Below are 14,104 nucleotides of genomic sequence, written 5' to 3' on the forward strand. Positions count from 1 at the left end.
TAAGGATTACATAGAATGTATGGACATTTTTTAATAGTTTGTTTTTTCAAAAAATTTATTAAATAAGCAATGTCCATATCACGTTAAATAATTCATGGACATCTTTGCCGATAATGTCCATGAATTATTCTGAAATTTTCTTCAGAATAGATTAGGTTGATATATACCAGTTACCTTTATCAGCTACCTAATAATTATGGGTAGTCCACTAATTACACTTAAAAATTTCAAATCTCAAAATAAGATGCTAAAAATTCACTAATCGGTTTATCTAACGCCGATAACCAATCATGTAGTTCTAATACATCAATTCGTCTGTCCAAGTTTTCAACTTTAGCTATGTATGACTGTGGCTTTTTTAAAGATGTAGCAAGTTCTACCTGAGTTATATTTTTCAACTCACGTATTTTGATTAATTCTTTGATCAAATTTTTGTATCGAGGGTCATGTATTGAGCTCATAGCTCAAGATGTTGTACTATTAATGAAAATATCCCAAAATAGGATATTTCCTTGTTCAATTGTTTAATCGGTATATCTATATGTCTACAAATCATCAGCTAAAAAACTGTTTGTTTGATTTTTTGTCAGATAGAACATTTTCAGGTTATGAGTTCAAAGACTTAAGAGGACTCTTTATCTTTTTTTACCCTGAATTTAGCTCAAAAAGATATTATGCAAAAATTTATCAATTTATTAGGGAGCTTGTTTCCGTAGATTTAATATTAGCTGATACATCTACTTGTACATATAAATATTCCTCTAACTACACCCGCTCCGAATTACTAAATTTTAGAGAATCAAATGACTCAGATCACGTTAAAAGCAAGTTGCTAGTCGAATATGATAAAGTTTTGAAAAGTATTGATCACCTTCGTAACGAATTACATATTTACGAGTTGTATCTTGATAAGTTCCCAATACTCTCAGAGATTATTATGAAATTTATCATTAAAAAACAAAAACAAATGTCACTTTTGGAATGTGAAATTAAAGCAATTAAAACTCTATTAGAAGCCTGTTAAAGGTTCTAATAGAGTATCAAAATCATAAAATTTTGTTCTCAATTTGATCTAAAATACATATCAATCGTCTAAAAGTAGAAGCATCTCCTTTAGACTTTAAATTATCGAATTCAGTAGAAAGGTAGCTTTGTTTTAATAAATAACAATTCTGTTGAGTTGGATTATTGATTAGCCATAGTGCCAAAAAGTCGATTCTCTTATTTAAGGAGCATTCAGATTCACCGACTTTTTCCAAGGCTATTATTTCTTCAAATGTCCATGCTTTATCAAACTGTCTTGTTACAGATGTTGGTATTTTCTTTTTATAGTGCTCAATGTCAAAGCCTAAAAGTTCTTTCAGCGTTGATTGAATATTCGTCTGTGTTTTGTATATTGGATTTGCCTTGCTGTATTTTTGGACAGGCAAATAAGTTCTATTCTGCTTAGAAAGTTCTGGAAGCACTTGAGTTAAAATATCAGAATCGCTAAAAGGTAAATGATCTAAGATAATATCTTTTAGGATATCCCAACTATTCACACCATTTAATCCAATGCGTTCACCTGATTCATTTTGAGCAACCCCAACACCGACTACGAATTCTAGTTCTGAATTTTCAGCAGTTGCTTCATCGAAATCTTTTACGGCAATACGTCTGTCCGCATCTTCAGTAGTCTTTACAATATTGTAAATTTGCTCTTTTAAAGCACGTAATAAGTGAACTGGAATTTTCCTTTCTGAATGTTGTAGAGCTTTATAAATTTTAGAATAGTCATGAGTCCGAATATGGGTGAAATATAATTTTTTTGAACCAACCGTCATTAGTACAGATTCTAATTGGTCTTTTTCATCATCAGGTCTAGTAACAAAAATCAGATTCTTTGCCAATCTTTCTAATTGCTCCTGAGATTCCATCATGTCTGCAATTAAACCTAACAAGTCAGTAATATTGGTATCAGTAATAGAATAACCTATAAATATGACAGGATTTTCTAAGAATATAGATAGTAGCTTTGCTGCTAAATATGCATTTTTACTATTAAAATTTTCATAATCATTTTTTGTCAGTACTAAGCTTGAAAAATTACTACAACACCCATGTATTTTAAAAATTTCACCAATAGATTGAGGATTTCTGAAAAATAAGTCTGATTGACCCACATATACATTTAATTTTGGAAAAATAGTTTCAAGCAACCTATCCCAATTTGTTGTGATAATTCCATCAATGACTACTTCTGAGCTTAACAATTCTTTTAACTCAGGATTATCGCTAATTTTTGATTCAATTTCGACATTGTTCAAATATTGACTAATTTCATATTTGAGAGGTGTTTCGATAGCATGAATCCAATTTTTAGATTGGTAGATTTCAGGTTTATCTTTATTTGATTTCCACCATTCAGCAGCAAAATCTCCTGCTAATGCTAAAGCTGCACTTGGATAGTCATTACCTGATGTCCCCAAATAGCTATCAAATGGCATTGAAGTGGAAAATTTAGTTAATAAGCCCTTCCAATCTGGAAGATCTAGATATCGCCTAGAAAAGCCTGAACCAATAAACAAAAATGGGGCAGAAATTGATTCACTCAGTATTTCAGCCAGTTCTTTTTCTATATCTAATTCTTGTGTCATATCCTTACCCTATATTGTTTATTAATTAAAGACTGGCATACTTTTTAAAATTTTCCGCTTGTTCGAAGATTTCTTTATACACTTCATCATGATCAATCGGTGGATAGCCATATTCAGCAAGCAATACAATCAGATCGACTTTTAGTTCAGCTCGAATATCTTCTCGATCACTCCAGTCAGGGTAGCTAGATTTATCATCTACTACTGCTTTAACCGCTTTAGCTAAATCTAATAGCTGATTTTCAGGGTAAGTGAAGTCATATTTCACCGCCAAAGATTGAAGAATGTCATAGAATGCTTTCTCTTCAATGCCAATCCCAAGATCGGCAAATGAACCCATTTCTTGCTTTAAATCTTGAAGTAGATTCATGATTTCATTTGAAAAGTCTTCAAGAACGCCACTGACCAAAATACTGTCTTCTTTACGTTCGTTATAGCTATCAACCAAAGCTTTGAAGCGTTTAGAGAAATCAATAGATTTAGTTCTGTTTACCTGTTTGAATTTACCAATAGCTTTAGCTAATAATTTTTGCAGCAGTTTAATCTTGGTGTTTGGGAGCTTAATTTTTTCTAGCTTAGCTAAGTAATCATCTCCAAAAATATCGACCTCAGTAGATTCATCTTCACCAATCTTGAGAATATCGTCCACTCCGTTAGCCTCTAATGCATCAGCAATCATTTTCTGTACTTGAAGATTCATTTGAGCAGTATCAGGAGCATCACCCCTCGTTAACTTAAAGACGATAGAACGTACAGCTAAATAGAAGTGAATGAGATCTCGTTCATCCTGACTAATCTTTTCTGAGCCATTGCAAACGTCATACGCTGCCTTTAAACGCTTCACAAGCTGCATAAAACGATGTTCTAGCTCTTTGGTAAGCTGAACATGCTCTGATGCCTTATTTAAGCACTGAAGCTGTTTTAAAGGCTCTCCTGAGAAATAAGGGGAGGTATCAAATTTATTAAATAGATCCTTCAATAATTCTAGATGATCTTTGACAACAATGATGGATTGCTCAACATCTTCAAAGTTTTTTGCATCAGATTTATTGTAATGAGCTAAAGCCAATTTCATTTGGTTTTTAATACCAATGTAATCGACTACCAAGCCTTTCTCTTTACTTTCAAATTTTCGATTCACACGAGAAATCGTTTGAATTAAGTTATGTTGTTGAATCGGTTTATCAATATAAATGGTGTCTAGGAAAGGAACGTCAAAGCCTGTCAGCCACATATCGACAACAATCGCAATTTTGAAGTTTGACTTCGGATTTTTAAATTGTCGGTCATGTTCTTTGCGATCATCTTTAGTACCACACAGATCATAAAGTGCTTTCTCATCATCTTTATGTCTTGTAGCAATTAGCTTGATTTTCGCATTTGGCTTGATTTCTTTTCTTTCTTGTTCAGTTAAAGCGATACCATCGGCAGCTTCTTTGACTTCAGCCCATTCAGGTCGAAGCGCAATGATTTCTTGATACAGATTAAAAGCAATTTGTCGTGATGCACAAACAAACATTGCTTTACCCATGATTGTAGAGCCTTCACTCACGCGGGTTTCATAATGGTTTACAAAGTCTTCAGCAATAGCTTTAATTCGATCTGGATTACCCAAAATTAACCGCATATTTGCCATAGCTTTCTTACTTTCTTCAACGGCATAAGTTGAAGCACCATCATTTTCTTGACACTTTTTATAATAGCCTTCAATTTCTTGAAGTTTTTTATTGTCTAGCAATACTTTCGCAGCCCGACCTTCATATACAAGTCTTACTGTAATCTCATCTTGTACTGATTCACTCATCGTATAAGAATCAATTACATCACCAAATACGTCTAAAGTCGCATCAATAGGCGTACCTGTAAAACCAACATAGGTTGCGTTAGGCAAAGAATCATGCAAGTACTTGGCAAATCCGTATGTCTTCTTAACACCATCTTCAGTTACACGGATTTTTTGATCTAGATTGACTTGACTGCGGTGAGCTTCATCTGAGATACAGATGACATTTGTGCGTTCAGTCAATAGCTCAATATCTTCGGTAAATTTATGAATAGTTGTTAAGAACACACCACCACTTTTGCGACCTTGAAGTAACTCTCTGAGATGCTGTCTGCTTTCAACGCTTAGAATTGTTTCATCACCAATAAAGCCTTTTGCATTGGTGAATTGAGCTGAAAGCTGATCATCTAAATCTGTACGATCTGTAATAACCACAATAGTTGGGCTTTCAAACTCTACACTTTTCATAATCAAGCGTGATAGAAAAAGCATTGTGAAGCTTTTACCGCATCCAGTTGCGCCAAAATAAGTACCACCTTTACCATCACCTAACGGCTTTCGATGTGTCTTAATATTTTCAAATAACTTATTCGCAGCATAATACTGAGGATAACGACAAACGATCTTATCGTCTCGCTTAGTTGTATCAGGGAAATAAATAAAGTTACGAATGACATCTATTAATCGTTTAGGTTCAAATAAGCCTTCGATCATGGTATGCAAGGAGTCAATACCATTCTTTTCAAGGGTTTCATCACCTATAACTTTGCGCCATGTATAGAAAAACTCATAAGACGCAAATAAAGATCCCATCTTTGTATTTACCCCATCACTGATTACACATAAGGCGTTGTATTTCATGAGCTCTGGGATATCACGTGCATAACGTACAGTTAACTGTTGATAAGCATCATAAATTGTTGCATCTTCACGAATAGCACTTTTAAACTCAAAGACAATTAAAGGTATACCATTGATATAAAGAATACCGTCAGGAATTCTTAGTTCGTTACCTTGAACTTCCATTTGAGTAATAAACTTAAAACTATTATTTTCGATGTTTTCATAGTCTATCAATCGAATATATAAATCTTTTTTAGAACGATCTTCTCTTTTTAATAAAAAACCATTACTTACTAAATCTAATATTATTTTATTTGTTTCATAAATATCAGAAGCAGGCAGTTTAGTTAATCTTATAGTTATATTTTTTACTTCTTGAGGGGTTAAAGAATCATTTTTATAAACATTTCTAATAAACTGTTCGAAATCATCATAAAAAAACACATCTTCACGAGATTTAGAAGAGTTAACAAAATTTAAATGATCTATATTTCTTAACTTTAAAAGATTCGTAATAACTAGCTCTAGTTTATTTTCTGTAAAACTCATGTCCCCCCCTATATTTTACTAAGATTTAGTAAAATTAAATCTTTAATCTTATTCAAAGAATTAATTTGATTATTTAAAATATTTATGTGCCTATAGATACGGTCAAAATAAAAAGATGCCTTGCTTTCAATATTTTTAGGAGGTAAAACTGTTTTTATCTCATAAAGCATGTCATAGCTTAAAAAAGGCTGAGTACTACCTCGAGTCTGCGATTTAAGATCTTTACTCTTCAGTGTCAGATATCCAAAAATTTTTCCATAATTTTCATTTATATTACACATGACACCATTATACGTCACATAATGTTTTCCAAAAGCATATACAAGAGAACCACAAGAGCCAATGTGACCGATCACTGGGGCATCCTGATTATTAAATTGATCATAGTAGCCAATAATTCCATTACTACCATAAACTGGATAAATTCCTCCATTACTTGGATTATTATTACCTTTACCATATTGAAAACTATAAATATCTTCTAAAGTACCACTACTCCAATCAAAAGGAATTTCACTTTCTAAATCATCATCCCAAATAAATTGTCCTTTTGAATGCTTATAACCTTTAGAATCTAGATTAGAGTCAATGAAATTCATTGGAAAATTAAAATTAACAAACCATTCTCTGTATAAATGATAAGAAGTTTGTTCAACTGTGCTTAAAATTCTTTCTAATAATGAAATCCTATTGCTCACAACAAAATATTCATGATAAATTTCTTTTTGTTTTTCAAGAGGAATATATGGGAAATTTAAATCACAAAAACTATCCCAACTGAATCCACCTCGAACACTACTATCTGTAGTGAACCAACAGTTTCTATCAAATTCCTCTCTGCTACACCACATCATCAAATAGTTAAGATCTAAATGATTATGATCTATTATTTCAAAAACTATGTAAGCAGGAGAAACTATAATAGGTTCTTCTTCTTTCCATAATCCAATTGGAAGCATTTTATCACGCCCCACATGCATTGGATTAAATGCAAATTGTCCTTTTTTGACAACTTTATATTTCGATAAATCAGTGCCGTTAATATTAGCTACCGAAGGCATAAATTCTTTCTCAATATTAATGCCTTTTAGATTCATAACTTTTAAGTCTGTATTGCGATTACTAACCTGACGAACATAATCACCAATTTTTTTATAATTTGATTTCATAGCCCAGCTCTTTAAATACGTTCAACAAATCTTGTTTTGACTTTTCTTCAGCTTTTAAAAGCTCAGCAAAATCTGATCTAAGAGCTAACATTTTTTCATCAAAATCAATATTTTCATCACGGTTAACGAATTCGATATATTTACTTGGTACAAGTGAATAATCTTTAGATGCAATCTCTTGAAGTGATGCTGAATAGCAATATTCGGGAATATCTTGGTATTCAACCTCAAATAATTTTTGTTGCCACGTATGGAAAGTTTCTGAAATTTGTTCAATATGCTCATCTGAGAATTGAATAAATTTCTTCTCGAACGATTCACCAATTTTTCGTAAATCCATAAAGAGTACTTCATCTTCACGATCACGGTATTCACGAGTTAGGTCACCATGAGGCACAGAGCGTTCTTTTTTATTACGATTCAATATCCATAAAGAAACACTAATATCTGTTGTGTAGAACATTCGCATTGGTAATACAGCAATCGCTTCTACCAATTTATTTTCAATCAGCTTTTTACGAATCTCTTTCTCTGTGCCATCACCAGATAATGCACCATTGGCAAGAATGAAGCCTGCAACACCATTTTGAGAAAGTTTAGATACCATGTGGAGAATCCAACCATAGTTGGCATTCCCTGTAGGAGGAACTTCATAGCCATCCCAACGAGGGTCTTTAGTTAACTCATCTGCTCCACGCCAATCCTTTTGGTTAAAAGGAGGGTTTGCCATAATGAAGTCAAATTTTTGATCAGGATGTTGATCCTTTGCAAATGTATCGCGAGCCGCTGCACCAAGATCAGCACTAATGCCACGAATCGCCAAGTTCATCTTAGCAAGCTTATAAGTAGCAGTAGTTTGTTCTTGACCAAAGATAGAAATATCTTTTCTATTACCTTTATGGTTTTCTACGAATTTAAGAGATTGAACAAACATACCACCTGAACCACAAGCAGGGTCATAAACACGACCTTTGTATGGTTCAATCATAGATGCAATCAGCTTAACGATACTTTTAGGTGTATAGAACTCTCCTTTACCTTTACCTTCTGCTAAAGCAAAGTTTCCTAAGAAATATTCATATACACGACCAACGACATCTTCATGTTGGTTGGAGATTGTTTGAATGTTATTGATCTCATCAAGTAATGCAGCAAGCTTACTCACCTCTAGATCAATACGAGAGAAGTAGTTATCAGGCAGTGCGCCTTGAAGTGCTTTATTTTTCTTCTCAATGTTATGCAGGGCTGTATCAATCTTCAGAGCAATATCTTCTTGCTTAGCATTTGCAATGAGATAGCTCCAACGAGACTCTTCCGTTAGATAAAAGACATTATCTTGATGATAAAAAGCTTCAATCTCTAGGAATTTCTCAGCATTTGCACCATGCTTTTCGGCAATCTTTGTACGTTGAGCTTCAAAAGTATCACTCACAAATTTCAAGAAAATTAGAGATAAAACAATATGCTTATACTCAGAGGGCTCAACACTACCACGTAGTTTATTGGCACTATCCCATAACGATTCTTCAAAACTTTTTACTTTGGATTTGGTAGGTTTCTTAGCCACAGAATATATTCCTGAAATTTGTGTTTCAATTAAAGCAAATTACTAATAAAAATAAAATTAACCACAGTGTATTTGTTGCCAATTCAACAGTTTCTAATCAATCTTTCCATTTGGATTCAAAATGATCTTTAAGCTTTAAAGCCTCACTTTCATCCTATATTACTTCTCATAAAGGATTAGCTTGATATGACTTCAAAATAGCAAGAGGATGTTTCTCTAGATTCAGCATTTTTTCAAGTCACTCATTAATACTAAGCACATGAAATTACTAGATATATTAGAAATCAATTATCTACAATTTTCTCTAATTGTAGTGATAACTCAATAATCGTTAATTGTGCTTCTAGTAGCTTAGATACAGCCTCATCTCTTTCTTGAGTTAAAATTTCAATTCGGTTTTTTAATACAGGAACTTGATCATTAGTAGCTGAATTTTCCTTTTTTTTAGCAGAAAAATTAGTGTTTTGTGGATTTTGATCTATCCATTCTTGAATTTCATTAACAAGACTAGGATATCTCGATTTTCTAAGAGCTGAAGGGTCAACACCTGCTTCCTTAGCAACATTGTTTTGTGAAACTTTTGATCCTTTTGGCAATATATTAGGTTTATTAGTTTTAAGCCTAATAAATGCTTCATAAAACTGAAGTTCTGCTTTACTCATTTGATTGAATGACATAAATTGCTTTCCGAATTGATGCTAATTGTTCAGTCTGAAAGACTGTCGAGATTGATTCTTTTTCCAGTTTCTTAATCTTCTCAAGATACGACTGTTCAAGTTTAAGCATAGTATTAACTTTTTTCTTATCAAGAAGAACGGCATCACAAGCCAAGGAATTAGAACCACCCATACATTGCACAATATTCGATATCCCACCATAAGGGCATGGTGCACCTGTTTTTGTACATCCACCTAAAAAAGTTTCTCGATAATTTAGATTGCCTTGTTCAGACATTCTTAGAAGTTGAGTGTGATCTTTTTCGCTAATAGCAGAAATTATCTGAGCCTTTCTCTTATGTCCATGTGGAGAGATGAATTTTGGACTATCCAATTCCATATTTTTTCGGACATTATTTTGATGCCATTCTTCCAAGTATATCTGACCAACTGCATCGTCCAACTTGAACTTTAATTTATAGTAGTTGTTGGCATAATATAAGCTCATAATCGTATTAGCATGCTTAAGTTGATACTGCAAACTCTGCTCAGTGATAAGACCTGATGCTAGCATATTTACAGCACCTGTTCTTCTTAACTGATGCCATGCAAAGTGCCATACTTTACCAACTTGATATATTTCTATATCTAAGTTAGGGGTCATTTTACATGCTATATTGAAATCAGCCTGCGTTATTTGGAATTCCTCTTGCTCAAAAATTTTATCAAATGTACCGATTTGATTAGCATAACCAATGGTTGATCTAATTTGCTCTAATCGCTCATTTTTCCCTCTACCGCTACCCCAAGGTTCAAATACTGGACTATGTAGATAAGGTTTATAGTCATTGATATCTTGCAGGATTCCAAATAACTCTTTAGCACAAGAAAATCTTAGCTCACAAATAATTTCTAAGGCTCTTACAGCTTTTTCAACTGATGGTGATACCACCCAACTAGCCTCACCTTTTTCAGTTTTGGATGTAATTCCGTGAATGAGACAAATTTCTTGTCCATCTATGATTGTTTTGGAAAAGCAACCATACCTCAATAAGTAAGCTTCCGAAATTCTCATTAGTGAAAAATTAACGATATATGCGATACTTACAAAACTTACCATACTAAGATATTTTGAAAGATTGGGGGCTTTAGCCGTATTAGAATCGAAGTCAGTCCATTTTTGAAGCATTCCTGTGACATTATATTTATTAAATTTCTCATTAATAAAATTTCTAGTTTTATTATGGTTATCTACAAAGCAATTAAATACAGAAACCACACCATCACTAATAGAGAGAAAATCATCAATACAATTTTCCAATCTTTCTAATTGATACGCCCATATACGAGGTGGAATATAAGGAGTCTGATTTGAATCATTCACAACAAGATATTTTGAAAACTTTCTAAGTGAGTCTTCATCTAGTATGGTAAAACCAATATCCTTACTAAGAGAAACGAGTTCCTGTAGCCCTATAGCTCGTCTTTTTCCTTTGTATTGTGCAGCAATTTCCTCATAAATTTCCTCATGGTTTCTCAATTCAGAAATTAGAATATTATGTTTTGAACAGACATAGAACAGAGGTTTTAAGATGGTGCAACGGTTTACTATTGTAATAGCACTGACCTTTGGGCTTGCACCCCACAGCCAATATGCAACTATGATTTTAAACAACTGAATATTATCTTTATCAATAATATATCCCTTAGTCTGGTTGCTACCAAAGTTAAATTTCATTGGTTTTATACAGTAAGGTGTAAAATCCCAAATATCATCAGAAAAAACAGAAATTACATTACCTTCTTTATCGCAAGTTATAGGAGTATTATCAAGAGGTAACCAATTATCCAAAGTATAATTTGGCATAGCAGGTGTAATAATGTCAGAAATAATATTTATTGATTTTAAAAACATCTCTACACCATCTCTTGTAAAAGTAAGATGTAATCCATCCAATCAGGATGATATTCTCCCGATTGAACTTCCATTTGAGCTTTTACTATCCATTTTTCTTGTGTTTTACTTAAAGATTTCAATCTATCAATTTTTTCGTTGATACGTTCAATAAGAAGTTTTGCTGGATGGTTTTCAAGAGATGGATTTAATGTCATTTCAAGACGTTTTAAATGAATATGAGATATTAATTTAAAACAATAATCATAACTAATGACATCTTTGTGATAGACACAGAATAAACAACCTTCAGGATTCACACAGTCAGGTTGAGCAATGTTACTTTCAGTCTCAATACTTTGTGGATTTTCACAATTATTTGAGCACAATCCGATAGCTAATTGTTTGAGATTTTGGCTATTGAAACTACTTAATTCTTTTAGAGCATTTACTTTTTTTACTTTCTGATAATTTTTCCTAAAAGTACCTTCTTGATGAGACATCAATTGAATAACATTTGAAGCGTCATCTCCATTTTCAAATAGCCAATTTGCTTTAAACTTACGCAATTGTGTGGAAGATACATATTTAAAATCTATATCTTTGCAAAAATTTCTAACTACATGTAATTTACGCTTAGTTTCTTTTGCTATAAGTTTTTCCCTAGCCATAAAAGGAAAGAGGCTGCTATCATCACAAAAGCCAACGTCTTTCACCCACTGTAAATATCTTAGAAAAATATCTCTATAGGCTTTGTGACACCTGAATGTTGCCTCGCCTTGTTTGCGATTTTTATAGACTGTAAAAACATGATATTCGTCATCCTTAATCATCCATCTAAAATTAGTTATCTTTAAATCAAGAGCTTGTGATAAATTCATATTGGTTTGACTGATAAAAATTATCAACTCTGCTTCAATACGAATATTTATTAGATTGCTTCTTCTATATTTATCTAGTAACGATTCATTTTCAGATAACGCACGTCTACGCTCTAAAGCTAATCTTTTATCTTTAATTTTTTCATAATTAATATTAACCTCCATTAAATTACCTTTTAAATAAGCATTTTTATCATTTGGTAGTTTTATTAATAATGGTAATTCACCTCTGACCGCTTCGATAGTTAATTGATCAACTAAAGCCTTTAACAATTTACCAAAGGCAAAAGCATCATGCTCACTAACTAGTTCAACTTCTTTTTTTTGAGGTCTTTCGGTTAAATTTGTTCTCAAAAGTAAAGTTTTTGTTTTAGGATATTTCTCTAAATTCTGTGAGCTTACAAGAATATTTGCAACTACTGTATATTTCTTATAAGCACTGTACTCATCTTGATTATTTTGTTGAACTGCTAATATCCCATGATTAACCCAATCAATAAAACATTCAGCAATATGCTCTTTTGAAATATACTTGTTTTTATACTCGCACCACCTTACGAATAATGACAGTTTCTCTAATTCAGAAATAATCGTTCTTTGAGATATACCAATTGTTATTCTATAGTCAAAATATTCAAATAAGTTGGATACAAACTCAATCCTTTCACTTAATATTTCACCGTACTTATTGGCTTTTATAGAATTCAAGACAGTTCTTCTATTTTCTAATGCTGCACCTTTATAAAGAAATACAGATAAGTTCCACTCATTTGAGTGTGAGCCATAAGAAAGCTTGTTCAGACAAAATGAAAGAGATTCCATTTTCACAACCCCAAAAATGCCTTTGTATATTCATTAGATATTTTTGCAAGTTGTTTGTTTTGCTCTATGAACTTTACATATTTCAAAGTCGTTTTTTCATCTTTGTGTAGACAGCAATCCCTTACTAACTGAACTGCACTAGTCACATCCATTTTCTCTAAGCAATATTGCATTAAGACTGTTGCAAAAGTTGCTCGAGTTCGATGAAAATAAAAATCCTTAAATTCATAAACTCCATTTTCTAAAGCAGATTTTCTTAGTCTATGAATTGCGACATTGATTGACTTTCCTTCGTTACCTAAATACTTATTCCCCCTTGAGGTTAAAAATAAATTCACAGAATTTTCCACTTTTTTTATTCTTTTTAAACGTCTTACATCATAAGCATATTCAAGAAGCTCATTAACCAACTCAGTTGGAATAATTATGTTGCCACTTTTTGAAAACTTGGTTTGTACTGGTGGAATAGCATCTAAACCAATTCTTATAGTTGCCATGGACATATCATCAAGATAAGAATAATTCTCAATAGTAGCCAACTTGAGGTCTGTAATACTTCCAATACGCATACCCGTGAAAAAACCAAGTTTAAGCATTAAGTAAATTTCGATTGGTGCATGTGTTTTAGCGTATTCTAAAATTTTTGGAACATGTTTGGGATTAATTGGTGATACACCATCCTCTAAATCTATATTTGAACTATTTGCTCTTAGTGGAATAGCTAAATCTGTTGTAAGAACATCGAATGAGTGCTCAAATCCAAACTTGTTAATTACAGTGATTTTCTTAAACTTATTTTTCCAAAGTTCAATATCTTTATTTATTAAGTTATTACGCTGAATCCAACGGTAGAATTTAATTACGGCACGCATTCTATGGGTGGCTGTGGATGGTGCTAGCTGTTGGTTATTTCTTTGTTTAATTAAATATCCTTTAAACACAAATACACATCTTTCACTTTTTTTGTTTGGGAAATGCCACCATGTCAAATTGTCTTCGGTCTCCAACCAAGAAGCATAAGCATTGAGATGTTGCATATCTGTTTGGATTGTTTTTAGCTGGACTCGTTCATTAACCATTAAGTCATAGGCATATAAATTGGCAACATCCCAAGCTTTATTATTAGACCAATAGATTTGTGGAAGATTTTGGGATTCAAGATTAGTAGATTCTTTGAAGATAACTTGATTATCTTTGACAATTATATTTTGAGGTTTGATTTTAACATTTTCGATCCTAGACATAATAATTTATCTATTCAATCATCATGTCCATACTTTATTAAAGTAATACTTAAATGTCAA

10 protein-coding genes are annotated in these 14,104 nt (G+C 32.5%); 1 reads left to right on the forward strand and 9 read right to left on the reverse strand.

Going from position 1 to position 14,104, the window contains the following annotated elements; translation table 11 throughout:
• Positions 1–227 precede the first annotated feature (227 nt).
• The gene (locus I593_RS17945; protein ID WP_016165290.1) at positions 228–461 is read right to left on the reverse strand and encodes a helix-turn-helix domain-containing protein; all 234 of its coding nucleotides are present in this window, start codon (positions 459–461) and stop codon (positions 228–230) included.
• Positions 462–541: 80 nt separating this feature from the next.
• On the opposite strand from I593_RS17945, the gene I593_RS17950 reads away from it, so the two are divergent.
• Entirely contained in the window at positions 542–1,024 is a 483-nt protein-coding gene (locus tag I593_RS17950) for a hypothetical protein (protein ID WP_016165291.1), read from the forward strand.
• A gap of 22 nt (positions 1,025–1,046) precedes the next feature.
• Here the strand turns inward: I593_RS17950 and I593_RS17955 are convergent, their stop codons facing one another.
• The 8 genes from I593_RS17955 to I593_RS17990 form a co-directional block, all read right to left on the reverse strand.
• A complete protein-coding gene (locus I593_RS17955; protein WP_016165292.1) occupies positions 1,047–2,636 on the reverse strand; it encodes an SIR2 family protein in 1,590 nt (529 codons plus the stop codon).
• Between the two features lie 25 nt (positions 2,637–2,661).
• Positions 2,662–5,811 (reverse strand): type I restriction endonuclease subunit R, encoded by a 3,150-nt coding sequence (locus I593_RS17960; protein ID WP_016165293.1) that lies wholly within the window; start codon positions 5,809–5,811, stop codon positions 2,662–2,664.
• Between the two features lie 8 nt (positions 5,812–5,819).
• Positions 5,820–6,980, reverse strand: a complete 1,161-nt coding sequence (locus I593_RS17965; RefSeq protein WP_016165294.1) for a restriction endonuclease subunit S — start codon at positions 6,978–6,980, stop codon at positions 5,820–5,822.
• Positions 6,964–8,547 (reverse strand): type I restriction-modification system subunit M, encoded by a 1,584-nt coding sequence (locus I593_RS17970; RefSeq protein WP_016165295.1) that lies wholly within the window; start codon positions 8,545–8,547, stop codon positions 6,964–6,966. Before I593_RS17970 ends, I593_RS17965 begins: the two co-directional genes overlap by 17 nt.
• Positions 8,548–8,831: 284 nt before the next feature.
• Positions 8,832–9,224 carry a hypothetical protein gene (locus tag I593_RS17975; RefSeq protein ID WP_016165296.1) on the reverse strand — a complete coding sequence of 131 codons (393 nt, stop codon included), beginning with the start codon at positions 9,222–9,224 and terminating at the stop codon, positions 8,832–8,834.
• A complete protein-coding gene (locus I593_RS17980; RefSeq protein WP_154661473.1) occupies positions 9,202–11,160 on the reverse strand; it encodes a site-specific integrase in 1,959 nt (652 codons plus the stop codon). The genes I593_RS17975 and I593_RS17980 overlap by 23 nt, the downstream gene beginning before the upstream one ends.
• On the reverse strand, positions 11,121–12,800 hold the full coding sequence (locus I593_RS17985; protein ID WP_016165298.1) for a hypothetical protein: 1,680 nt from the start codon (positions 12,798–12,800) through the stop codon (positions 11,121–11,123). The genes I593_RS17980 and I593_RS17985 overlap by 40 nt, the downstream gene beginning before the upstream one ends.
• 2 nt (positions 12,801–12,802) lie before the next feature.
• Entirely contained in the window at positions 12,803–14,044 is a 1,242-nt protein-coding gene (locus I593_RS17990; RefSeq protein ID WP_016165299.1) for a tyrosine-type recombinase/integrase, read from the reverse strand.
• Between the last annotated feature and the right edge of the window lie 60 nt (positions 14,045–14,104).

Source organism: Acinetobacter tandoii DSM 14970 = CIP 107469, from assembly GCF_000400735.1.
GTDB lineage: Bacteria > Pseudomonadota > Gammaproteobacteria > Pseudomonadales > Moraxellaceae > Acinetobacter > Acinetobacter tandoii.